General features: G+C 70.0%; 22 protein-coding genes and 1 pseudogene. 14 read left to right on the top strand and 9 right to left on the bottom strand.

The genetic code is table 11. The annotated features are described in order from the left end of the window. Positions 1 to 105: 105 nt before the first annotated feature. Complete coding sequence (locus tag ACWDZ6_RS10415; RefSeq protein ID WP_451502529.1) at positions 106 to 969, top strand: PHP domain-containing protein; 864 nt, start codon at positions 106 to 108, stop codon at positions 967 to 969. 55 nt (positions 970 to 1024) lie between these two features. After that, entirely contained in the window at positions 1025 to 1630 is a 606-nt protein-coding gene (locus tag ACWDZ6_RS10410; RefSeq protein ID WP_451502528.1) for a MarC family protein, read from the top strand. A gap of 84 nt (positions 1631 to 1714) precedes the next feature. Here ACWDZ6_RS10410 and ACWDZ6_RS10405 read toward each other — a convergent pair whose 3' ends face one another. Next, complete coding sequence (locus ACWDZ6_RS10405) at positions 1715 to 1867, bottom strand: hypothetical protein (protein ID WP_326652403.1); 153 nt, start codon at positions 1865 to 1867, stop codon at positions 1715 to 1717. 188 nt (positions 1868 to 2055) lie between these two features. Between ACWDZ6_RS10405 and ACWDZ6_RS10400 the strand changes: the two genes are divergently transcribed. Continuing rightward, positions 2056 to 2955, top strand: a complete 900-nt coding sequence (locus ACWDZ6_RS10400; RefSeq protein WP_351452000.1) for an NYN domain-containing protein — start codon at positions 2056 to 2058, stop codon at positions 2953 to 2955. Here ACWDZ6_RS10400 and ACWDZ6_RS10395 read toward each other — a convergent pair. Together ACWDZ6_RS10395 and ACWDZ6_RS10390 are read right to left on the bottom strand one after the other, a co-directional pair. Further along, complete coding sequence (locus ACWDZ6_RS10395) at positions 2946 to 3782, bottom strand: alpha/beta fold hydrolase (RefSeq protein ID WP_451502527.1); 837 nt, start codon at positions 3780 to 3782, stop codon at positions 2946 to 2948. The genes ACWDZ6_RS10400 and ACWDZ6_RS10395 overlap by 10 nt on opposite strands. A gap of 219 nt (positions 3783 to 4001) precedes the next feature. Further along, positions 4002 to 5963 (bottom strand): DEAD/DEAH box helicase, encoded by a 1962-nt coding sequence (locus tag ACWDZ6_RS10390; protein WP_451502526.1) that lies wholly within the window; start codon positions 5961 to 5963, stop codon positions 4002 to 4004. 523 nt (positions 5964 to 6486) lie between these two features. Between ACWDZ6_RS10390 and ACWDZ6_RS10385 the strand changes: the two genes are divergently transcribed. Continuing rightward, positions 6487 to 7212: a ferritin-like fold-containing protein gene (locus tag ACWDZ6_RS10385; protein ID WP_326652407.1), complete on the top strand. Its 726-nt coding sequence runs from the start codon at positions 6487 to 6489 to the stop codon at positions 7210 to 7212. Positions 7213 to 7261: 49 nt separating this feature from the next. On the opposite strand, the gene ACWDZ6_RS10380 is transcribed toward ACWDZ6_RS10385, so the two are convergent. From ACWDZ6_RS10380 to ACWDZ6_RS10365, 4 genes are all read right to left on the bottom strand, one after another. Further along, on the bottom strand, positions 7262 to 7531 hold the full coding sequence (locus ACWDZ6_RS10380) for a hypothetical protein (RefSeq protein ID WP_366732806.1): 270 nt from the start codon (positions 7529 to 7531) through the stop codon (positions 7262 to 7264). A gap of 157 nt (positions 7532 to 7688) precedes the next feature. Next, positions 7689 to 7916 carry a DUF3107 domain-containing protein gene (locus ACWDZ6_RS10375; RefSeq protein WP_215095436.1) on the bottom strand — a complete coding sequence of 76 codons (228 nt, stop codon included), beginning with the start codon at positions 7914 to 7916 and terminating at the stop codon, positions 7689 to 7691. A 130-nt stretch (positions 7917 to 8046) separates the two neighbouring features. Then, positions 8047 to 8688 (bottom strand): TetR/AcrR family transcriptional regulator, encoded by a 642-nt coding sequence (locus ACWDZ6_RS10370; protein WP_326652409.1) that lies wholly within the window; start codon positions 8686 to 8688, stop codon positions 8047 to 8049. 147 nt (positions 8689 to 8835) lie between these two features. Further along, entirely contained in the window at positions 8836 to 9054 is a 219-nt protein-coding gene (locus ACWDZ6_RS10365; protein WP_366732804.1) for a hypothetical protein, read from the bottom strand. Positions 9055 to 9178: 124 nt separating this feature from the next. Between ACWDZ6_RS10365 and ACWDZ6_RS10360 the strand changes: the two genes are divergently transcribed. From ACWDZ6_RS10360 to ACWDZ6_RS10315, 10 genes and pseudogenes are all read left to right on the top strand, one after another. Continuing rightward, positions 9179 to 10144, top strand: a complete 966-nt coding sequence (locus tag ACWDZ6_RS10360; protein WP_451502525.1) for an alpha/beta fold hydrolase — start codon at positions 9179 to 9181, stop codon at positions 10142 to 10144. 7 nt (positions 10145 to 10151) lie between these two features. Beyond that, positions 10152 to 11453, top strand: coding sequence for a DUF3152 domain-containing protein (locus ACWDZ6_RS10355; protein WP_451502524.1), 1302 nt, complete (start codon positions 10152 to 10154; stop codon positions 11451 to 11453). A 336-nt stretch (positions 11454 to 11789) separates the two neighbouring features. Then, complete coding sequence (locus tag ACWDZ6_RS10350) at positions 11790 to 13481, top strand: DUF3492 domain-containing protein (protein ID WP_451502523.1); 1692 nt, start codon at positions 11790 to 11792, stop codon at positions 13479 to 13481. Continuing rightward, on the top strand, positions 13478 to 14740 hold the full coding sequence (locus ACWDZ6_RS10345) for a hypothetical protein (RefSeq protein ID WP_451502522.1): 1263 nt from the start codon (positions 13478 to 13480) through the stop codon (positions 14738 to 14740). The genes ACWDZ6_RS10350 and ACWDZ6_RS10345 overlap by 4 nt, the downstream gene beginning before the upstream one ends. Positions 14741 to 14911: 171 nt before the next feature. After that, positions 14912 to 15871, top strand: coding sequence for an NAD-dependent epimerase/dehydratase family protein (locus ACWDZ6_RS10340; protein WP_389175026.1), 960 nt, complete (start codon positions 14912 to 14914; stop codon positions 15869 to 15871). Beyond that, positions 15859 to 16647 carry a spherulation-specific family 4 protein gene (locus ACWDZ6_RS10335; protein ID WP_451502521.1) on the top strand — a complete coding sequence of 263 codons (789 nt, stop codon included), beginning with the start codon at positions 15859 to 15861 and terminating at the stop codon, positions 16645 to 16647. Before ACWDZ6_RS10340 ends, ACWDZ6_RS10335 begins: the two co-directional genes overlap by 13 nt. A 63-nt stretch (positions 16648 to 16710) precedes the next feature. Continuing rightward, positions 16711 to 17889, top strand: a complete 1179-nt coding sequence (gene moeZ / locus ACWDZ6_RS10330; RefSeq protein WP_451502520.1) for an adenylyltransferase/sulfurtransferase MoeZ — start codon at positions 16711 to 16713, stop codon at positions 17887 to 17889. 924 nt (positions 17890 to 18813) lie between these two features. After that, positions 18814 to 19242: a DUF7144 family membrane protein gene (locus tag ACWDZ6_RS10325; protein ID WP_451502519.1), complete on the top strand. Its 429-nt coding sequence runs from the start codon at positions 18814 to 18816 to the stop codon at positions 19240 to 19242. 166 nt (positions 19243 to 19408) lie between these two features. After that, positions 19409 to 19618 (top strand): hypothetical protein, encoded by a 210-nt coding sequence (locus tag ACWDZ6_RS10320; protein WP_451502518.1) that lies wholly within the window; start codon positions 19409 to 19411, stop codon positions 19616 to 19618. A 31-nt stretch (positions 19619 to 19649) separates the two neighbouring features. Continuing rightward, positions 19650 to 19952: pseudogene (locus ACWDZ6_RS10315) on the top strand (site-specific integrase); the annotation flags it as partial. An 88-nt stretch (positions 19953 to 20040) separates the two neighbouring features. Here the strand turns inward: ACWDZ6_RS10315 and ACWDZ6_RS10310 are convergent. Further along, a complete protein-coding gene (locus ACWDZ6_RS10310) occupies positions 20041 to 21636 on the bottom strand; it encodes an alpha/beta hydrolase (protein WP_451502517.1) in 1596 nt (531 codons plus the stop codon). Positions 21637 to 21679: 43 nt separating this feature from the next. Next, the gene (locus ACWDZ6_RS10305) at positions 21680 to 23242 is read right to left on the bottom strand and encodes an alpha/beta hydrolase (RefSeq protein ID WP_451502516.1); all 1563 of its coding nucleotides are present in this window, start codon (positions 23240 to 23242) and stop codon (positions 21680 to 21682) included. Positions 23243 to 23262: the final 20 nt, after the last annotated feature.

Here is a 23262-nt window from a genome sequence, read left to right as displayed (position 1 = left end):
GGTCCCGTGGTCGGCGGGCGGCTTCTGCGGTGAACCGGCGCTGTTCGAATCCCCGATACACTTGACCGTCCCCCTGTCCGTCTGCCGTCCCTGGAGTCACGCGTCGTGCGCATCGATCTGCACACCCACTCCACGGCATCGGACGGTACGGACACCCCCGCCGAGCTGGTGCGCAACGCCTCCGCGGCCGGTCTGGGCGTCGTCGCGCTCACCGACCACGACACCACCCGCGGCCACGCCGAGGCGATCGCCGCCCTTCCGGAGAGCGTGACTCTGGTCACCGGAGCCGAACTCTCCTGCCGTATCGACGGCGTGAGCCTGCATCTGCTCGCGTACCTCTTCGACGCCGACGAGCCCGAGCTGCTGCGCGAGCGCGAGCTCGTACGGGACGACCGGGTGCCGCGCGCCCGGGCGATGGTGGCCAAGCTCCAGGAGCTGGGCGTTCCCGTGGAGTGGTCCCAGGTGGCCCGTATCGCCGGAGACGGCTCGGTCGGACGCCCGCACATCGCCTCCGCGCTCGTCGAACTCGGGGTCGTACCCACCGTCTCCGACGCCTTCACGCCCGAGTGGATCGCCGACGGCGGCCGTGCGCACATCATCAAGCACGAACTCGACCCCTTCACGGCGGTCCGGCTGGTCAAGGCCGCCGGTGGTGTCACCGTCTTCGCGCACCCGCTCGCCGTCCAGCGCGGCCGTACGGTGCCCGAGTCCGCGATAGCCGAACTCGCCGCATGCGGCCTCGACGGCATCGAGGTCGACCATATGGACCATGACGCGCCGGCGCGTGCCCGGCTGCGCGGCCTCGCCGCCGACCTCGGGCTGCTGGCCACCGGGTCCAGCGACTATCACGGCAGCCGCAAGACCTGTGTGCTCGGCGAGTACACCACCGACCCGGAGATCTACGGCGAGATCACGCGTCGCGCGACCGGCGCGTTCCCGGTGCCGGGCGCCGGCGGAAGCCGCTCGTAACTCTCCGGCCGCTCTCTTCCGTCTGTACGACTCCTCTTCGCGCTAGGCCCTCACTGTGTTCGACGCTGCCATTTTCGGTTCTCTCTTCCTCACCCTTTTTGTGATCATGGATCCCCCCGGGATCACCCCGATCTTCCTCGCGCTCACCTCGGGCCGCCCCGCCAAGGTGCAGCGCCGCATGGCCTGGCAGGCGGTGGCCGTCGCCTTCGGCGTGATCACCGTCTTCGGTATTCTCGGCCAGCAGATCCTGGACTATCTGCATGTCTCGGTGCCTGCGCTGATGATCGCGGGCGGTCTGCTCCTGCTGCTCATCGCGCTCGACCTGCTGACCGGCAAGACCGACGAGCCCAAGCAGACCAAGGACGTCAATGTCGCGCTGGTACCGCTGGGCATGCCGCTGCTGGCCGGTCCCGGTGCGATCGTCTCGGTGATCCTGGCTGTGCAGCACGCGAACGGCGTCGCACAGCAGGTGTCGGTATGGGCGGCGATCATCGCGATGCATGTGGTGCTCTGGCTGACGATGCGCTATTCGCTGCTGATCATCCGCCTGATCAAGGACGGCGGCGTGGTGCTGGTGACCCGGCTTGCGGGCATGATGCTCTCCGCGATCGCCGTGCAGCAGATCATCAACGGCATCACCCGGGTCATCCAGGGATCCTGAGCGCCCGGTGTGTCGAACGCACCGCGCCCCCGTACGGAACTCCGTACGGGGGCGCGGCGCGTCACATCACAACGTCGTCGAGCGTTACGAGGCCGTGGAATCGGCCGGTCGGATATAGATGCGCTGGCCGATCGAAGCGGCCTGCTGCACGATCCGGTTGACGGAGGCGGCGTCCACGACGGTCGTGTCCACGGCGGTGCCGTCGACGTCGTCCAGTCGCATGATCTCGAAGCGCAAGGCTTCTCCCTTCGTCTGATCCTCCTGCTGGAGAACTGGTGGCGACGGTTGTCCGTCTGTGTTCTATAGGTGTTCAACGGTATGCACCCTGCAAACATTCCCTACGCTAAGGAAATTTTTCGGATGCCTAACTACTGGCGGGTAGCGGCTCGGCCACGGAGAATGAGCACCGTATGAATGAGCACCGTATGGATGACGCAGAGACCACGGAGATCAGGGCCCACCTGGAGCGCACCAATGAGCTCCTGCAGCGGATGCTCGCCGAGGTCGCCAAGACCCCTTCTACCCATGCCATCTTCGTGGATGCAGGTTACGTCTATGCTGCGGCCGGGTTGCTTGTCGCTGGCACCGAGGACCGGCGCTCCTTCGACCTGGACGCGGAGGGGCTGATCGAGGCGTTCATCGACAAGGCCCGAACGATCTTCGCCGACAGCAGACTGCTGCGGGTCTACTGGTACGACGGGGCCCGGCGCCGTATACACACCTCCGAGCAGCAGTCCATAGCGGAGCTGCCGGACGTCAAGGTGCGCCTCGGCAACCTCAACGCGAACAACCAGCAGAAGGGCGTCGACTCACTCATTCGTACCGATCTGGAGTCGCTCGCCCGGCACCGCGCGATCAGCGACGCGGCGCTCGTCGGCGGCGACGAGGACCTGGTGTCGGCGGTCGAGGCGGCGCAGGGGTACGGGGCGCGGGTCCATCTGTGGGGTATCGAGGCCGCGGAGGGGCGCAATCAGGCGGAGCCGCTGCTGTGGGAGGTGGACAGCCAGCGGACGTTCGACCTGGACTTCTGCCGCCCGTACATCACGCGCCGCCCGGTCACGACGTACGAGAACGAGGGCGCGCCGCCGCCGTCACGGGACGAGGTGCGCTTCGTGGGCGCGCAGATCGCCGCGACCTGGCTGGCGGAACGCGGCCGGGAGGCGATGGCGGAGCTGCTGCCGGGGCATCCCTATCTGCCGGGCCCGGTGGACCAGGACCTGCTGATCGAGGCGGAGAGGGTGCTGCAGCGGTCGCTGCGGGGGCACGCGGTGTTGCGGCGAGCGCTGCGGGACGGTTTCTGGCAGCACCTGCAGGCTCAGTACTGATCCCAGAAGGCGGCGACGGCCGCGGCGGTCTCGAGGGGGCGGTCGGTGTTCGGTGAGTGCTCGGCGCCCGTGATGACCGTCCGGTGGGCGTTGAGGCGCCGCGCCATCTCGTCGAGAAGCGGCACCGGCCAGGTGTCGTCCCGTTCGCCGGACAGCACGTGCTTGGGCAGCCCTGAGGCGGCGAGCTCGTCGACCCTGTCCGGTTCGACGGTCAGCAGGCGGCCGGTGGCGATCAGCTGGGCCGGGTTGTGGCGCAGCCAGCGGTGGCGCAGTTCCTCGCCGTCGGTCTCGGCGTCCTCCGGCGGATCGAGTGCTTTCATCGCCTCCCAGACCTGATCCATCCCCATCACCGCGAGGGCGTCGCTCAGCAGCTTGACCTTCTGCTGCTGAGCCGGGGTGATCTGCGCGGGCCCCGAGGACATGAGGGTGAGCGTGGTGAACGGGGTGGCGTCGATGAGGACGGCGGCGCGGGCGATCTGACCGCCGAGGGAGTGCCCGAGGAGATGCACGGGCCCGCCGACAGCTTCGGCCTGGGCGAGTACGTCCTGGGCCAACTCGCCTTGGGCGTAAGCCTCTTGGTCGTCGGACCCGTCGGTCTCGTACTGTCCGCGCCCATCGACGGCGACACTGCGGTAGCCGGCATCGGCGAGTGGTTCCAGCAGCGCGATGAAGTCTTCCTTGCTCCCGGTGAAGCCGGGCAGGAGCAACGCGGTGCCCTTGACGTCACCGACGGGCTGCGCATCGAGCACGGCGAAGGTGCCGCGTGCGGTGGGGAGCCTGTGGGGACGGGCGCAGGGGGGCGGGGTGAAGGTGGGCGGCCGACTCATGCGACGAGGCTAGCGGGGGCGGGTCGGCCGCGGTGCTCCGGGCGCGGGTTGCGAGGCTGTTCCGCTTTCCCTCGTCCGCTCGCTGTTCCCCCGTCAGCCGCTTCCCGGACCGGGACCTCGCCCGGACCCCACGCATCCGGATGGCTCAGCCGGTTTGGCGGGAAACGCCGATGGCCCGGCCCCCGTGGCGGGGACCGGGCCAACTGGGCTCCGGGTGCGTCAGCTTTCGGGCTGGGCAACCTTCGTCGTGCGGGTGCGGCGGCGGGGCTTTGTCTCCGCCTCGACCTCCGTGGCCACCGTCTCGACCGTCTCGACCGTCTCGACGGGCTTGGCCACGCGGGTGCGGCGGCGCGGCTTGGTCTCCGCCTCGGCCTCCGTCGCCACTGCCTCGACCGTGTCAGCGGTCTTCGCCACGCGGGTGCGGCGGCGCGGCTTGGGCTCCGCCTCGACCTCCGTGGCCACCGTCTCGACCGTCTCGACCGTCTCGACGGGCTTGGCCACGCGGGTGCGGCGGCGCGGCTTGGTCTCCGGCTCGGCCTCCGTCGCCACTGCCTCGACGGCCTCGACCGTGTCGATGGCCTTCGCGGCACGCGTCCGGCGGCGGGGCTTCGTCTCGGTCTCGGTCGCGACCTCAACGGCCTCGACCGTCTCGACGGCCTTCGCGGCACGCGTCCGGCGACGAGGCTTCGTCTCCTCCGCGACCTCGACGTCCGCGAGCTCGACGGTCTCCATGACCGCCGTCGCCTCGGCGCCGGCCTGGGCGCCCACTCGGGTGCGGCGACGGCGGCGCGGGGTGCGCGGCTCCGTCGAATCCTCCGTGGACTCCGGCGGGGCCGTGTCCGTGTCCGTCACCGTTGTCGTCGGCTCGACGCCGTCCGGCGTCGACCCGCCGCGCGTGCGGCGGCGCTGGCGCGGCGTGCGGGTACGGGCAGGGCGCTCCTCGCGAGCCGGGGCCGGGGCCGACGTCGCCGACTTGCGGCCGCGGCCGCCCGTCTCGCCCAGGTCCTCGACCTCCTCGGCGCGCAGACCCGCACGGGTCCGCTCGGCACGGGGCAGTACGCCCTTCGTGCCGGCCGGGATGTTCAGCTGCTCGTACAGGTGCGGAGACGTGGAGTACGTCTCGACCGGCTCGGGGAACTTCAGGTCCAGCGCCTTGTTGATCAGCTGCCAGCGCGGGATGTCGTCCCAGTCCACCAGCGTGATCGCGATGCCCTTGGCGCCCGCGCGGCCGGTGCGGCCGACGCGGTGGAGGAACGTCTTCTCGTCCTCCGGCGACTGGTAATTGATGACATGCGTGACGCCTTCGACGTCGATGCCGCGCGCCGCGACGTCCGTGCAGACGAGGACGTCGACCTTGCCGTTGCGGAAGGCCCGCAGCGCCTGCTCACGCGCGCCCTGGCCCAGGTCGCCATGGACCGCGCCGGAGGCGAAGCCGCGACGCTGGAGCTGCTCGGCGATGTCCGCCGCAGTCCGCTTCGTACGGCAGAAGATCATCGCGAGCCCGCGGCCTTCGGCCTGCAGTATGCGCGAGACCAGCTCCGGCTTGTCCATGGAGTGGGCACGGAAGACGTGCTGCGTGGTGTTGGCCACGGTCGCGCCCTCGTCGTCCGGCGAGGTGGCGCGGATGTGCGTCGGCTGCGACATGTAGCGACGGGCGAGGCCGATGACCGCACCCGGCATGGTCGCCGAGAACAGCATGGTCTGGCGCTTGGCCGGCAGCATGTTGATGATCTTCTCGACGTCGGGCAGGAAGCCCAGGTCGAGCATCTCGTCGGCCTCGTCAAGGACGAGCGCGCGCACATGCGAGAGGTCCAGCTTGCGCTGGCCGGCCAGGTCGAGCAGACGGCCGGGGGTGCCGACGATCACATCGACGCCCTTGCGGAGCGCTTCGACCTGGGGCTCGTAGGCACGGCCGCCGTAAATCGCGAGAACGCGGACGTTACGGACCTTGCCGGCGGTCAGCAGGTCATTGGTGACCTGCTGGCACAGCTCGCGGGTGGGGACGACCACCAGCGCCTGCGGCGCGTCGGTCAGCTGCTCGGGCTGCGCCCGGCCGGCCTCGACGTCCGCGGGGACAGTGACCCGCTCCAGCAGCGGCAGACCGAAACCGAGCGTCTTGCCCGTGCCGGTCTTGGCCTGGCCGATGACGTCGGCGCCGGCGAGCGCGACGGGGAGGGTCATCTCCTGGATGGGGAACGGGTTGAGGATGCCGACGGCCTCGAGGGCCTCGGCGGTCTCGGGGAGGATCCCAAGATCCCGAAAAGTCTTAGATTGCGTAGTCAGGGTGTTGCCTCTTCTGTGAGACGCGGCATGAGGCGAACGATGGGGGTCGTACCGCACCTGGGTACTGGGCCGGCCGTGGATTGGCCGGATGGCGCGGGACCACTGCTGTCGCTCGAGCGCTCGTGCCGCTGAGGGGCCCCTCATCTGCGGTCGTGCACATGTGTGCGCACGGTCCGCGCGGAGGGCGGTCGGGGCGGAGCCGATCGGGCCACCGACCGGGCATCCTCAAGGGGACTCTGGGGGAGCAAATCCCCCAGTCATACACTGAGATCGCCCGCCGAGTAACCAAAACGCTCGACAGGCGCATTACCACTGTACCCCGGATTCGCGCATGTGTGTTGGGTGAATTGGTAGGAACCGCCGCACGGACGTGGCTGACCAGGCCCTTCCGCCTCACGATGAGCGGGCTATTGTGCGCTTCATGGAGACGCCTGACAACGCCACTGAACCCACCGGAATCGCCGCCCAGGACTGGGCCACGGCCTCCGCCGACCCCCAGTACCGCGCCGCCGTCGTGGATCTGCTGGGCGCACTCGCGTACGGCGAGCTGGCAGCCTTCGAGCGGCTCGCCGAGGACGCCAAGCTGGCGCCGACGCTGGGCGACAAGGCCGCGCTGGCGAAGATGGCCTCCGCCGAGTTCCATCACTTCGAGCAGCTGCGCGACCGCCTCACCGCCGTCGACGCCGAGCCGACCGCCGCGATGGAGCCGTTCGCGCAGGCCCTGGACGACTTCCACCGCCAGACCGCGCCGTCCGACTGGCTGGAGGGCCTGGTCAAGGCGTACGTCGGCGACTCGATCGCCAGCGACTTCTACCGTGAGGTCGCGGCCCGGCTGGACACCGACACCCGTGCCCTGGTGCTTGCGGTCCTCGACGACACGGGGCACGGCAACTTCGCGGTCGAGAAGGTCCGCGCCGCCATCGAGGCGGAGCCGCGCGTCGGCGGGCGGCTCGCGCTGTGGGCGCGCCGCCTGATGGGCGAGGCGCTCTCTCAGGCGCAGCGGGTGGTGGCGGACCGCGACGCGCTCTCCACGATGCTCGTGGGCGGTGTGGCGGGCGGCTTCGACCTCGCGGAGGTGGGCCGGATGTTCTCCCGGATCACCGAGGCGCACACCAAGCGGATGGCGGCGCTGGGACTCGCGGCCTAACCTCCGCCCGACGGTTTCTTCGGCGGCGTGGGCGGCCGGTCGCGCGGACTCAGAAAGGGAATGCGCGACGCAGCCGCCGCGTCGAGGGCCGGATCAGCAGCGAGAGCAGTACGGCTCCGATGGTCACCGCGCCCACCAGCGTCGCCAGTGTGTGGCCGGGACCGAGCGCGGCATGCGTCACATAGGCGCCGAAGAGGGCGCCGAGCGTGCCTGTGGTGAAGACCACACGACGGGACGGGAGACGGTCGGACAGGTGACGGGCTGCGGACCAGGCCAGGGCGAGTCCGAGCAGGACTGAACCGAGCGTTTCCAAGAGCACTACTGATCACCTCACGGACGCCGGTGCGGGCAAAACGGTCCTAGCGCGTACTACCCGGCGCTTGTGGAATACAACCCTCCCGACAGCAGCGGAAGAGGGCCCGGCGGGGGATTCCCGCCGGGCCCTCTTCCGTCACGCTCCAGTCGCTTGCGGCGCCCTACAGCGCGCCGAAGCCCACGCGCCGCGTCGCCGGCTCGCCGATCTCGACGTACGCGATCCGGTCGGCCGGTACGAGGACCTTGCGGCCCTTGTCGTCCGAGAGACTGAGCAGCTGCGCCTTGCCGGCCAGCGCGTCGCCGACCGCGCGCTCGACCTCCTCGGCGGACTGCCCGCTCTCCAGAACGATCTCCCGGGGCGCGTGCTGCACGCCGATCTTGACCTCCACGGCTATGTCCCTCCGAACGGTCAGTGTGTTGCGCGGTCAGCCGCGCTGTACGCAGCACACATTAGCCCGGCGAGGGGATGCGGCAGGCGTCCCCGGGAAACGCCAGGAGCGAACAGCCCCGGGTCACCCCTCAGTGCTGATCGGTGCCGTGCAGCGGGAACCCCGCGATACCCCGCCACGCCAGCGACGTCAGCAGCTGCACCGCTGTGTCGCGGGGGATGCCGGAGCTGCTGGAGAGCCAGTAGCGGGCGACCACCTGGGAGACGCCGCCGAGGCCGACGGCCAGCAGCATGGACTCTTCCTTGGACAGGCCCGTGTCCTCGGCGATGACGTCGGAGATCGCCTCCGCGCACTGCAGCGAGACCCGGTCCACGCGCTCGCGCACCGCGGGCTCGTTCGTCAGGTCCGACTCGAAGACCAGCCGGAAGGCCCCGCCCTCGTCCTCGACGTACGCGAAATAGGCGTCCATCGTCGCGGCGACGCGCAGCTTGTTGTCGGTCGTCGACGCCAGCGCCGTACGGACCGAGAGCAGCAGCGACTCGCAGTGCTGGTCGAGCAGCGCCAGATAGAGCTCGAGCTTGCCCGGGAAGTGCTGGTAGAGCACGGGTTTACTGACGCCGGCCCGCTCGGCGATGTCGTCCATGGCGGCCGCGTGATAGCCCTGAGCCACGAAGACTTCCTGGGCGGCGCCCAGAAGCTGGTTCCTGCGGGCTCGGCGTGGCAGGCGTGTGCCCCGCGGGCGCGTCGCCTCTGTCTGCTCGATGGCTGTCACGCCGCCTCCCAAAAAATTGTTTCTTGCGCGCTGTGCGCCGCGCCGCCATCGTACTTTTGGGTAACCCGGCTGTGCGTGGTGCGGACGCAGAATTTCACGGACCGGACAGTCGCGGTAGCTCCCGATTCAGGGACAAAGAGGGGCAGGTCATCGGTAGTCGTCCTCGTCGAGGGCGACGACACGGGCCTGTTCCGCGGCATCGGCCTCATTTGCGGCGTCCAGGTCGGCGCCGTTCACATGGTCGTCGTCCTCGGGCAGCACATCCGCGTGCTGCTCGGCGGCGTCGGCTTCGGGAACCTCTTCGTCGAGCAAGGCATCCTGATCGTTTGCATCGAAGGTATCCGGGTCTGTGGGGTCGACAGACATGCGGCACCGCTTTCCATGGATAGTGCCCTTCCTACGAGCGTAGGAGGTACTCATTCATGACGCTACGCGGCGTGTGACGCCGAACACACGATCCAGTGTGTGATCGTCTCGTAACATTGCCCGCATGTCTTCGACCGAGCTGCCGGGAGTACGCGCCGCCAACGCCGCCGTGGCGCCCAAGGTCGCGACCGTCCGGGTCGCGGAGGGGGAGGAGCTGCGCTCCGCCCGACTGCCCGGCCTGACGCTCACCGTCAGATCCAGGCCGCCAGCGCGATCCGGCCTCGCGCCGGCGCTGTATGTGCACGGGCTCGGCGGCTCCTCGCTGAACTGGTCGGCGCTGATGCTGCTGCTCGAAGACATCCTGGACGGTGAGGCGGTCGACCTGCCCGGTTTCGGGGACTCCCCGCCGCCGGACGACGGGGACTACTCCCTCACCGGCCACGCCAGAGCGTTGATCCGCTACCTGGACGCCGCGGGCCGCGGCCCCGTCCACCTCCTCGGAAACTCCCTGGGCGGAGCGGTCTCCACCCGTGTCGCGGCCGTCCGGCCCGATCTGGTGCGCACGCTCACGCTCGTCTCGCCCGCGTTGCCGGAGCTCCGCGTGCAGCGCTCCGCCGTGCCCACCGCGCTGATGGCACTGCCCGGGGTCGCCCCCCTGTTCAGCAGGCTGACCAAGGACTGGACGGCCGAGCAGCGCACCAAAGGCGTGATGGCGCTCTGCTACGGAGACCCCTCGCGGGTCGACGACGAAGCGCTGCGCCATGCTGTGGAGGAGATGGAGCGGCGCGTTCGTCTCCCGTACTTCTGGGACGCGATGACTCGTTCCGCGCGCGGCATCGTCGACGCGTACACCTTGGGCGGCCAGCACGGGCTGTGGCGGCAGGCGGAGCGGGTGCTCGCGCCGACGCTGCTTGTTTACGGAGGGCGGGACCAGCTCGTCTCGTACCGTATGGCGCGCAAGGCAGCGGCGGCCTTCCGCGATTCCCGGCTGTTGACGCTCCCGGACGCCGGACATGTTGCCATGATGGAGTACCCGGAAACGGTCGCCCAGGCCTTCCGGGAACTGCTGAACGACTACGACAGGAGCTGATCCGGGGGTGGGACGACACAGCCGCAAAGGCCCCGCGCCCAAGGGCTCCGACTCCGAGGGCAGCGCGGGTCCAGCCGGCGCCGGTGTATCCGGCACCGGGGAGTGGGAAGTCGTGGGCTCGAGCCCCGGCAGTGGACGGCGCAGACGCAACACGGTGCCCGGTCCCGAGCAGCATGGCTCCTCCGGCTACGGCGTGCCGCAGGCCCGCGGCGGACACCCGGAACAGCATGAAGCGGGCGGTGGCTGGGGCGTACACCAGCAGCAGCGGTACGGGGACCGGCAGGCCGACAGTCGACAGCGTGTGCAGACGCCGCCGCGGATGCCCGGAGCGGCCCGGATACCGGGCCCGCGACGGGAGTTCGTCGAGGCCTTCGACCGGCCCCGGCCCGGAGCGGCCCCGGAACCCGACCCGTACGACTCCGTCACCGAACGGGGCGACGAGCCGGATCAGACCGACGGAGCCGCGGCCGAAGCGCCGGAGGGCAAGCCCGCCAAAGGCGGCAAGGGGCGCGCCTTCACCGGGATCGCGGCCGCCGCGGTGACCACGGTGCTCGCGGTCGTCGTGGCCGGGCATTTCGCCGCGGACGGTCCTCAGAAGTCGAGCGCACAGTCCGCGGGCAAGGACCGGGCGGGCGCGGAGAGCCCCGCATCCCGCTCGGACGAACGGCAGGCGCCGCCCCAAGGTGCGGGGAAGCCCGCGGTTCCGGCCACGTACGCGCAGCTGATGGCCACCCGGTTCCCGATCAATCCCAAACTGACGGCGACGGGTGACTTCCAGGCGGTGCCCGGCTTCGACAAGGCGCCGGGCAAGGGCCGCAAGATCCGCTACCGGGTGGATGTCGAGAAGGGCCTCGGCCTGGACGGCGCGCTGTTCGCCGATGCGGTCCACAAGACACTGAACGACGACCGGAGCTGGGCGCACGGTGGGGCGATGACCTTCGAGCGGATCTCGTCGGGGGAGCCTGAATTCGTGATCACGCTCGCCAGTCCCGGGACCACGGCGACCTGGTGCGCCAAATCCGGTCTGGACACGACGGACGACAACGTGAGTTGTGATTCGGCGTCGACGGACCGCGTGATGATCAATGCGTACCGCTGGGCGCAGGGCTCGGTGACCTACGGGGAGCGGGCAATGCTCACCTACCGGCAGATGCTCATCAATCACGAGGTCGGGCACCGGCTCGGGCACGGTCATGTGAACTGCAGCACTCCGGGCGCGCTCGCGCCGGTCATGCAGCAGCAGACCAAGTCCCTCGACATCGACGGGGTCAAGTGCCGGCCCAACCCGTGGGTGTTTCCCGGCAGTTGAGTTCGGTGACGGACAGCGGTGGCGGGTCGGGACCGCGTCGCGCCGGTCTTCATCGCGAACGATCTCGCCGTCGTGCAGTCGGTCGGCTCCATCGCCGCATCGCCGCGGCCCGCCGAACCGCTCGCAAAGAGTTGGCCGCAGACTGACAATGCGTAGTCGGATTGCTCCGTAGCGCGACAGAACGCTACCGGGGCGGGAAAGTTACGTGCATTCACCCCTTCTGGTGGCGCGATGGACAACCGTCCGTCGTGCCACCGACGTATCCGCTTAACGTCGTCCCGCTGTGAGTCGCCGGACCAACGGCGGCCGCCCACAAGGGAGATCGGGGGTGCGCTGGTGCGGATCGGACTGCTTACGGACGGTGGTTATCCATATGCGACGGGTGAGTCCAGGCTGTGGTGCGACCGGCTTGTGCGCGGGCTCGCGCAGCATGAGTTCGATGTCTATGCGCTGAGCCGCAGCGCCCAGCAGGAGGACCACGGCTGGATCCAGCTCCCTCCGCAGGTGCAGCGGGTGCGGACGGCCCCGCTGTGGGCGCCCGAGGACGACGGGCATACGTACGGACGGCGCGAACGACGCCGCTTCGTCGGCCACTTCAAGGAGCTCGCCTCCGCGGTCTGCACGGAGGGCGAGGGCCAGGGCGAAAGCTTCGCCGATGCGCTGTACGGACTCGCCGAACTGGCCCGTGAGCGCGGCGGGCTCTACGCCGCGCTCCGCTCCGAACTCGCCGTGCGCGTCCTCGAGTCCGCCTGTCGTGCCCCCGGCGCGCGCCGCACCGTGCACGCCGCCACCGTCCCCGACTATCTCGCCTTCGCCGACGAGCTGGAGCGCGCTCTGCGCCCGCTCTCGCTCGACTGGTACGCCGATGACTGCCTGGGCGCGGTCGACCTGTGCCACGCCGCGTCCGGCGGGTCCGCCGCTCTGCCCGGCCTGTTGGCCAAACGCTTCTTCGGCGTCCCGCTGCTGGTCACCGAGTACGGCGTACAGCTGCGCGCGCACTATCTCGCGGCGAGCGACGGCGAGCTGACCGCGCCCGTGCGGGCCCTGCTCGCGGCCTTCCAGCGCAGGCTGGCCGCCGAGGTGTACCGGCAGGCTTCCGTCATCACGCCCGGCAATACGCATGCGCGCCGCTGGCAGGAGAAGTGCGGCGCAGACCGGGCCAAGCTGCGGACTGTCTACCCCGGCATGGAGGTGGAGCGTTTCGCGGCGGTCGGGGAATCGGTGGGGGCGGGCGACGGCGGCGGCGACCCGCACACCCTCGCCTGGGTCGGCAGGATCGAGCCCGCCAAGGACCTCATCGCACTGCTGCATGCCTTCGCCGAGGTGCGCAAGGAGGAGCCGCAGGCGCGGCTGCGGCTCTTCGGCGCGCCGGTGCAGGGGCCGGAGGCCGTCACGTATCTCGCCCACTGCAAGGCGCTGGCCGCCCAGCTCTTCCCCGACGAGGCGGCCGACGCGCACGCCGTCGGTGACAACCCGGTCTCCTTCGAGGAGATCGGCGGACCCGACGCTCCCGAGCTGGCCGACGCGTACGCCTCCGGCGCGGTCGTTGTCCTGTCCAGCGTCGTCGAGGGCTTCCCGATCAGCCTGGTCGAGGCGATGTTCTGCGGCCGCGCGACGGTCTCCACGGATGTCGGCGCGGTCGTCGAAGTCATCGGCGGTACGGGGCTTGTGGTGCCCCCGCGCAATCCGCGGGCGCTCGCGGGAGCCTGCCTCGCGCTGCTGCGCGACCCTCAGCGCCGTGAACGGCTCGGCGCGGCCGCCCGGGCCCGCGCGCTCGAGCTCTTCACGATCGAGCAGAACCTGACGGCATTTCGCGGCATTTACCTGGAGCTGATCTCGCACTCCCCGGTACAGCGCGAAGCGGTGAACGCGGACGGTGAGCCGCTGCCATTCGCTCGCCCCGCCGAGGCGTACGCCCCGTGTCACTGGACGGGCGGCGGCACCGCGTCGGGCGGCCGCCTCCCGCGCTGGGCGGAGGGGCCACGGTTCGTCGGCACGCTGGCAACGGCGAAGGAGGTACGCGCATGAGAACGTCCCGCAGTACGTCACCCATCACCGAGAGCGCAGGCGCCGACGAACGCGGATCACCCGCCGGTGCGAGTGGCTGGGACGCCCACTCGCCGGCCCACGCGGACACCCACCCCGAGGCCCTGCTCGCCGAGGTCCGGGTGGACGGGCCCGCACAGACGCGCAGGCCCGCTGCCCGCCGCGGCCCCGCCGACCCCGTCAAGGCGCTGATGCACCGCCACCGCGAGCTGTGCGAACGGGCCGTCGACCCCCTGGAGATCGCCGCCGGTCTCGAGGCACACGGTCTCACCGACCGCACCGCCGCCCGCTTCCGCCACCGGGACGTCTTCTCGCTCGCCGAAGAACTGTACGCGCGCGTGCCGCGCGGCGGGGAATCGACAGAGACCGCCGAATCTCCGGCGCGCGCCGCCGGTCCGAGCGCCGGACGACGGCCCCGCCGCGCCGGTCACGCACTCCTCACGCTGCTGCCGGGCGCCGTCTGCGCCCTCGCCCTCGCCGTGCAGTCCACGGAGCCCCTGGAGGTCGCGGAAGGCACGGTCCGGCTCGCGGCAGGGGCGGTGGGCGTGTGCGGAGTCGTCGTCGCGCTCGCGCTCTGCCTGCGCCGTGGACCGCTGCGAGCCGAGGGGCGCACGGTCGCCGCCGTACGCCTGTGGACACTCTGGCTGCTGGCGTACGCGGCGTACGGCGAAGGGCTGCAGGCCCAGCTCATGGACGGCGGTCGGGACGGTTCCTGGCCCATGACCGCGGCCCCGCTCGTCGGACTCGCACTCGGCGTCGCCCCCGCGGCCTGGTGCGCGCACCTCTTCTCCGTACGGGCGCGGCGCAGGCTCGGGGGCAGCCGCGGACTCGAGGAGTTCGCCTCCGGCGCGCGTCCGCTGCTCCTCGGCGTCGTCGCGATGTTCGTCTGTGCCCTCACCGCGCTTCTTGTGCTCGCCGGCCTCGTCTTCCCGCACAAGGCCCTCGTCCCCGCCGTCGCCCTCGGCATCCTGCTCTTCCTCGCCCGTCTGCTCATCGTCCACGGCTTTCCCGCTTCCGCCGCCGCCGGACTCGGCGCCGCCTGCGCCGTCGAAGTCGCCGCCCCCGCCCTCCTGCTGGCCGGACGCCTCCCGGGCTGCGGCTTCCTGGCGAGCCCGGTCGAGGCGGTCGTCGGAGCCTGGGGCACTGGAGCCGTACCCGCTCTCGCCTGCGGCGCCGCCGCCCTCGGCCTGCTGGCCCACGCCACCGCGGCACTGTCCCGGGCCTCGGCGCACAGCGTCTGAACCTGCCGCGTTCCCGACACCGCACGCGTTCCCGAGCTTCCCCGGCACCGCCGACGTCCCACACCAGCACCAGCACCCGTACCGGCATCGACAGCGACACCCCTAAGGAGAAAGCGACATGACCCCCCTACCCCCAGCTCCGGCCCGTCGGCACCGAGGGGCGGCCGCGCGATGAGGGTGCTTCTGCTCGGTGCCAATGGATTCCTCGGCCGCTTCGTCGCCGACCGGCTGCTCGCCGACCCGGCCGTCCACCTGACGGCCCTCGGGCGCGGTGACGACGCCGACGTACGCTTCGACCTCGCCGGCGGCAGTCCGGGCGCGCTCACCCGCTTCCTCGGCGCCGTCCACCCCGGAGTCGTCATCAACTGCGCGGGCGCCACCCGCGGCGGCGCCCGCGAACTGACCCGCCACAACACCGTCGCCGTCGCCACCGTCTGCGAGGCCCTGCGGCGCAGCGGTTGCGGCGCCCGGCTTGTCCAGCTCGGCTGTGCCTCCGAGTACGGGCCGTCCCAGCAGGGATCGTCGACTGCGGAGGATGCGATCCCGCGTCCCGGCGGCCCGTACGGAGTGAGCAAGCTCGCCGCCACCGAGTTGGTGCTCGGCTCGGGCCTGGACGCCGTCGTACTCCGCGTCTTCTCGCCCGTCGGCCCCGGCACTCCGGCAGGATCCCCGCTCGGCCGCCTGGCCGAGGCGATGCGCCGCGCCATGCAGTCCGGGGACGGCGAGCTGAAGCTCAGCGGCCTGGGCGTGCAGCGCGACTTCGTCGACGTACGGGACGTGGCGCGCGCCGTGCACGCCGCCTCCCTCTCCGCCGCGCAGGGCGTGGTCAACATCGGCACGGGACGTGCCGTCCGGCTGAGGGACGCGGCCGCCGTCCTGGCCCGGGTCGCGGGCTACGCAGGCGGGCTGCACGAGCTGGACCTGCCCTCCGGACGGCCCTCCATCGGTGCCCCGCGCACCGAATCCGTACTGGACCACCTGTCCGCGTCCCCATCGCCGTACCCCGACGGCTGCGGCGGCTGGCAGCAGGCGGATGTGCGCACCGCCCGCGACCGGCTCGGCTGGCGCCCCCGTATCAACCTCGAAGAATCCCTTGCGGACATCTGGATGGAGGCGGCATGCCGCATTTGACCAGAACGGGCACGCAGCTCCCGGCGACCGGCACGACGGAGGTCCCCCCGGACGAAGTCTGGGGAAAGCTCGGCTTCGGCATTCCCGGCTACGCCCACCCGCTCGTCGCCCCCGTCGAATGGGCCGGACTGACCCGGCCAGGAACGCCGTTGCACTGGGTGGTCCTCAATGTCGACGACGGCCCCGGCGACCGCCCCGACCCGCACTGTCTGGAGGCCGCGGGCAAGCTGCGCAACGCCGGCGTACGCGTCCTCGGCCATCTCGACCTGGCACACGGCTCACGATCCTTCGGTGATCTCGTCTCGGACGCGTACCGCTATCTGGAGTGGTACCGGGTCGACGGCTTCCTGCTGGACCGCTGCCCGGCGGACCGTGCCGCCCTGCAGGAGGTGCGGCGTACGACGGCGACGCTGGAGGCGGTCCTCGACGGCGGCCATCTGGTGCTCGGGCACGGCTCGCACCCGTATCCCGGCTACGCGGAGGCCGCCGACCAGCTGGTCACCTTCTCCGGGCCCTGGACCGACTACCGCTGGTCGCAGGTGGCGGAGTGGACGGCGGACCACCCGCCGGAGCGCTTTGTGCACTTCGTCCATGGCGTGCCGCGCACGCATCTGGAGGAGGCCATGCGCATCGCCCGCTGGCAGGGCGCCGGGACGATTTTCTTCACCGATCGGACCGGTGACAGGAGCGGAAACGGGCACCATGGGGCATTCGAGGCGCTGCCCGGCTACTGGGACGAAATCGTCTCGCAGATCGGACCGGGTGTCTCGGAATGAGAGGGAGCGTGGCAGTGTTACGGGGAGAACAACCGTACTGACTTACCGACCAACGGAGTCCCCGTGTCGCTGCCACCCCTGGTCGAGCCAGCTGCTGAGCTCACCGTCGACGAGGTCCGCAGGTACTCCCGCCACCTGATCATCCCCGATGTCGGGATGGACGGGCAGAAGCGGCTGAAGAACGCCAAGGTCCTCGCCGTCGGCGCGGGCGGCCTCGGTTCGCCTGCCCTGATGTACCTGGCCGCCGCCGGCGTCGGCACGCTCGGCATCGTGGAGTTCGACGAGGTGGACGAGTCGAACCTGCAGCGCCAGATCATCCACAGCCAGGCCGACATCGGCCGCTCCAAGGCGCAGTCCGCCAAGGACTCCGTGCTCGGTATCAACCCGTACGTGAATGTGATCCTCCACGAAGAGCGGCTCGAGGCCGAGAACGTGATGGAGATCTTCAGCCAGTACGACCTGATCGTCGACGGCACGGACAACTTCGCGACCCGCTACCTGGTCAATGACGCCTGCGTGCTGCTGAACAAGCCGTACGTCTGGGGCTCGATCTACCGCTTCGACGGCCAGGCCTCCGTCTTCTGGTCCGAGCACGGACCCTGCTACCGCTGCCTCTACCCGGAGCCCCCGCCGCCCGGCATGGTCCCGAGCTGCGCCGAGGGTGGCGTGCTCGGCGTGCTCTGCGCGTCCATCGGCTCCATCCAGGTCACCGAGGCGATCAAGGTCCTGACCGGGATCGGCGACCCGCTGGTCGGCCGGCTGATGATCTACGACGCCCTGGAGATGCAGTACCGCCAGGTCAAGGTCCGCAAGGACCCGGACTGCGCGGTCTGCGGCGAGAACCCCACCGTCACCGAGCTCATCGACTACGAGGCCTTCTGCGGCGTCGTGTCCGAGGAGGCCCAGGAGGCGGCGCTCGGTTCGACGATCACTCCCAAGCAGCTCAAGGAGTGGATCGACGACGGCGAGAACATCGACATCATCGATGTCCGCGAGACCAACGAGTACGAGATCGTCTCGATCCCCGGCGCCAGGCTGATCCCGAAGAACGAGTTCCTGATGGGCACAGCCCTCCAGCAACTTCCGCAGGACAAGCGCATCGTCCTGCACTGCAAGACGGGTGTCCGCAGTGCGGAGGTCCTCGCGGTACTCAAGTCCGCGGGCTTCGCGGACGCGGTGCACGTCGGCGGCGGAGTGATCGGCTGGGTCAACCAGATCGAGCCGGACAAGCCGATCTACTGATCAGCCCTTGGGCTGACCAGCAAGACTGAAGAAGCCCACGGCTCTGACCAGGTCAGGTGCCGTGGGCTTCTGTCGTTGTTGGTCGGCGTCGGGTGCCCTCGCACGGCCCGGAGACGGCCCGGACTTCCCACCGGTGAATCAGTGGACAGAAGGTACCGATGGTTATCGCGCTCGTTCTATGGCTACTGGTGCCTGTCGCCTGGGCCGCGCTGCCCTGGCTACCTCCGAACCGGACGTTCGGCCGCTGCGTGGCAGCGGTGCAGCTGATGCTGTCCGTAGCGGCCCTCTCCGTCGGAATGCCGGCGGAGAATCTGCCGGCATGGTTCCTCATACCCGGGGTGGTCTCCTCTGTGGCGCGACTGGCGTCAGTGCCCTTGACTTGCCGGGGATGAACGACGCCGTCCGGCGATGATCTCGACCGGAGGAGGCTGCGAACTGCGACCCCCGCTTTAGGAGCGAGGTTGCGCGACTGTCTGTGACCTGCGGATTCCGCACGATCGGCAGGCTCCGGCCGCACTCACCGCACGCCCCCCGGTTCCCCGTGAGTCCCCGTCCGTTCTGGCATGAGAGTGGCACGGCCCGAAGACCGTGCCACGACCCCTCGATGCGAACACCCCAGCGTCCGAGTGGCCTTGTTCAGCGGTCACGTACTCGCGCGGCCGGCCGAGCCTCGGGTGACGGAGAAAAGGCGGCGCGGCGCCCTTCACCGACTGGTGATTTCGTGAGAGGTAGTGCGCTTGAAAGCGGTCCAGCCTGGCCGAGGCCGAGCACCGAGCATTGTGGCAGGAGTCCGCTGTCTCCCCATGGTGGCTTGCAGTCGCGGTCCCAAAGGATCGCGCTGATCCTGTCAGGGGAGCGCGTGTCCGGCTTCGCACGGGCATTGTGCGTTAGTGACCGCGCGCGCTGGACAGGAAGGCAGCGGCCATGACAGCAGTGCCTAACGAGACACGGAGAGGGCGCGGGGGCCCCGACAGCAACGAGATCAACGGCCCGTCCCTGTTCGCCGGGGCCGTGCTGATGCTCAGCGGACCGCTCAGCATTCTCATGGGGGCATCCGGCATCGCACAGGACAACCTGTTCTCCGCGTCCCGGTACGCCTACCGATTCGACCTGACCGCTTGGGGCTGGATTCACCTGGTGGTCGGAGTGGTGCTGGTCATTGCCGGCCTGGGGGTCTTGACGAACAAGAGCTGGGGTCGCGGGGCAGGCGCAGCAGTGGCAGGGATCAGCCTGATCACCCAGTTCATGTTCGTTCCGTACTATCCGGCGTGGTCCATCCTCGTGATGACACTCGATCTCCTGATCATCTTTGCGCTGACGAGGTTCATTGCCGGAACCAGCGGAGGTCAGTGAACCCAACCCCATCCGCGAGACCCACCTCATGCCCGCAGCGCGCCCGTGCCGTGCGCGGGCCTTGACTGACCGCTACTGCCCGGTCGTTCTGGCACGGTGGTGGCTCGCAAGGGCACAGCGGCAAACTGTGTTGCGCATGAGGTGCAGGTCGGCTTCGATCACCGCCATGACCGATGGTGCCGCAATCGACGTTGCCGACGACCAGATCCTCACCGAGCAAATCATCCGCGGGCTCATGGCGATCCGAGAGCACCTCGGCTGTTCGCTCCATGAGGCGCTGGACGTTTTTGCTGCCCGGTACGAGGTGCTGCGCGTCGAGCGCCCTGATGACTTCGTGTGCAGTCGTGACGAGTACGGGGTCGGCTTCTACTCGTAAGGGACTTGGCACCTCAGCGGGCGCGGTGGCATCCCTGCTCTTCCATAGGGAGCAGGGCCGCCCGGTCAACCGCAACGACTTCAACCGCTGGGCCTGGCGCCCGGCCCTGAATGCGTCGGGCATCCCTCCCGGCCGGACGAGCGGCATGCACGCGCTGAGGCACCTGGACGCGGGGGAGAGCATCAAGGCTGTGTCCCAGTACCTGGGGCACCACGACCCGGGCTTCACTCTGCGGACGTACACGCATCTGATGCCCAGCAGCGAGAAGCGGACTCGGGAGGCAGTGAACCGTGCCTTCGGGGACGGCCCGGACACCGATGACGGCCCCACGACTCGTAGGAGTGCGAAGGGCCTGGACCGAAATGCCGGTCCAGGGCCCTTCGCGCTGCTACGAACAGGCCCTTCCGTCAGGTCCTGCCGTCCTACGAGCAGGTCTTGCCGTTCGCCGGGACCTTGCCGTCCAGGAGATACGCGTCCACCGTGCCGGTCGCGCAGGCGCCGTTGCCGTACGCGCCGTGCCCCTCGCCCTTGTTGGTGAGCAGCACCCCGACGCCCGCGCCCAGCTCGTCCGCCATCCGCTTCGCGCCCTCGTACGGGGTCGCGGGGTCGCCCGTGGTGCCGACGACCAGGATCGGAGCCGCGCCCGCGGCGGCCACCTCGGGTGTGTCCGACTCGCCCGGCACCGGCCAGTCCGCGCACCAGGCCGCCAGGTCCCAGGCCAGATACGGGCCGAAAACGGGTGACACCTTGGTGAACTCGGCCAGATGACGCGACCTGACCTCGGCGGCGGTCACCCGGCCCTTGGTGTCCGCGCAGGATATGGCGCGCTGCGAGTGGTCCTGGGTGCTGTAGTGGCCTGACTCGTCGCGGCTGTTGTACGCCTCTGCCATCAGCAGAAGGCGGGTGCCGTCACCGTTCTCCGCCTCGTTCAGCCCCTTGGTGAGGTACTCCCAGCGGTCCTCGGAGTACAGCGGGAAGACGATCCCGGTGAGCGCCAGGCTCTCGGTGAGCGTGCGCCCCTCGGTGGTGGGCAGCGGTTTGCGGTCCAGCCGGCCGAGCAGCCCGACCACCCGCGCGGTGCCGTCCTTCGCGCTGATGCCCCGGCTCTTGAAGTAGTTCTCCAGAGCGCGCTGGAAGCCCAGCGCCTGGCCCCGCGAATGGGCGGCGTAGTCGGCGGCGGGATCGACCACCGCGTCCAGGACGAGGCGTCCGACGTTCCTCGGGAACAAGTGGGCGTAGGTGCCGCCCAGTTCGGTGCCGTAGGAGAAGCCGAGGTAATTGAGCTTCTTGTCGCCGAGGACCTGGCGCATCAGGTCCATGTCGCGGGCGGCGTTGGTCGTGCCGACATGCGGCAGCACCCGCCCGGACTTCTTGGCGCAGCCGGCGCCGAAGGCTTTGGAGTCGTCGAGGTAGGCCTGCTCCTCCGCGGCTGTGTCGGGGGTGAAGTCCAGCCTGTGCGCGGCTTCTGTCTCCCTGTCGCCCCGGCAGGTCACCTCGGAGCTCTCCGCCACGCCGCGCGGATCGAAGCTGACCAGGTCGTAACGGCTGTGCAGGCTCTTGAACTCGTCGGCCGAGCCCGGCAGCCCGGCGACACCCGAGCCGCCGGGGCCGCCGAAGTTGAACAGGAGTGAACCGATCCGTCTGGACCGGTCCGTGGCCTTCGAGCGGATCAGGGCGATCGCGATCGTCTCGCCCGTCGGCTTCTTGTAGTCGAGCGGCGCCTTGAGCCTGGCGCACTGCCACTCTTTGCCCGGCGTCTGCGCGGAGCTGCCCTGTGCCTTCACGGGCGCCGCGCACTGCTTCCACTCGAGCTTCTGGCCGGTGAGGGTGGCGGGCAGGACGGGCTCGCCCGGCCCACCCGGCGCGGCCCTGCCCGGCGCGGTCCGGGAGGCCGATGGCCCGGCGGTGTTCTTGCCGTCGTCCCCTGCCGTGTCCGTACCGCTGTCACAGCCGGCGATGGCGCCGGCCGCCAGCAGCGCCGCGGCGGCCAGGGCCCCCGCCCGTACCCGCGTCGTCATGGATGCCCCCGGCTTCGAAGATTTTTCGGCATCCTACGCGGACCTACTGACACACCGTTCCGGCGGCGGGAACCTTGCCGTCCAAGAGGTAGGTGTTCACGGCCTTCTGCACACACTTGCTGCCGCTGTTGTACGCGCCGTGGCCCTCGCCCTTGTACGTGATCTCGACGCCGACGCCCTTGCCGAGCGCGTCCGCCATCGCCTTCGTACCCTCGTACGGAGTGGCCGGGTCACCGGTGTTGCCGACGAGGAGGATGGGTGCGGAGCCCGGGGCGGAGACATCCGGCGTGCGCCAGGTGCCCGGCACCGGCCACTGGCTGCAGCCCATCAGGCCCCAGCCCATGGTGTCGCCGAAGACCGGTGACACCTCGCGGAATTGAGGCAGCTTCGCCCTGGTCTGCTCCAGGGTGTAGCGGTCCTTGTAGTCGACACAGTTGATGGCCGCGTTGGCCGCCTGGATATTGCTGTAGTCGCCGTTCTCACTGCGTCCGTTCAGGGCGTCGGAGAGTGCGAGCAGCAGCGCGCCGTTGCCTCCGTCGGCCTCGTCGAGACCCTGCTCCAGCAACTCCCAGTACTCCGTGGAGTAGAGAGTTTGCGCGATGCCGTTGGTGGCCTCCGTCTGCGTCAGCTTCCGGTCGCCGCTGCCGGGGATCGGATGCTGGTCGAGCCTCTTGAGGAGGGCGATGATCCAGTCCTGGATCTCCTGCGGTGTCGAGCCGGGGACGAGGCACTGATCGCCGCGGGCCACGCAGTTCTTGGCCCAGTTGGTGAGGGCCAGTTGGAAGCCCTTTGCCTGCCCCAGCGCGCTCTGCTCCGAGGTGTCGGTCGGGTCGACGACGGCGTCGAATACGGCCCGGCCCACATTCTTCGGATACAAGTGCGCGTAGACGCCGCCGAGTTCGGTGCCGTACGAGATCCCGAAGTAGTAGAGCTTCTTGTCGCCGAGGACCTGGCGCATCAGGTCCATGTCGCGGGCGGCGTTCGTGGTGCCCACGTACGGGAGCTCCGGGCCGGAGTTCTTCTCGCAGGCGTCCGCGAAGGACCTCAGATTTTCGACGAGGGTCTTCTCCTCGGCGGTGTCGTCGGGGGTCCAGTCCTGCGCGAAGAACGCGTCGAGCTGCCGGTCGTCCTCGCACTCCACGCCGACGCTGCGACCGACCCCGCGCGGATCGAAGCTCACCAGGTCGTATCGGGCGCGCAGGGGCTCGAAGTCCTCGGCGACGGCCGGCAGCGTGCTGACACCGGAGCCGCCGGGGCCACCGAAGTTGAATATGAGGGAGCCGATCCGCTTGGTCTTGTCACGCGCCTTGGCCCGGATCAGGGCAAGCTCGATGGTCTTTCCGCCCGGCTGCGCGTAGTCGAGCGGGACTTCCATGAAGGAGCACTCCCAGGTGGCGCCGCCGGGCAGCGGCGACGGCGCGGTGCCGCCGCCCTCGGCCTCGGACGGGGCCGGGCACTTCTGCCAGTCCAACTCCTGGGAGGCGAGATCCCTCTTCCGGTCCTGATCCGTCTTCTTGCCGCTGCTGTCGGAACAGCCGGCGGCCAGCAGTACGGCGGCGGAGGCGGAGAGTGCGACAGCGCGCAGGGCGACGGAAGTGGTCGGCATGCCGCCATCGTCCGCCGCGG

It is taken from the genome of Streptomyces sp. NPDC002926 (assembly GCF_053591755.1).
Note: the sequence above shows the minus strand (reverse complement) of the source record. Positions and strands in the feature narration are given on the sequence as shown.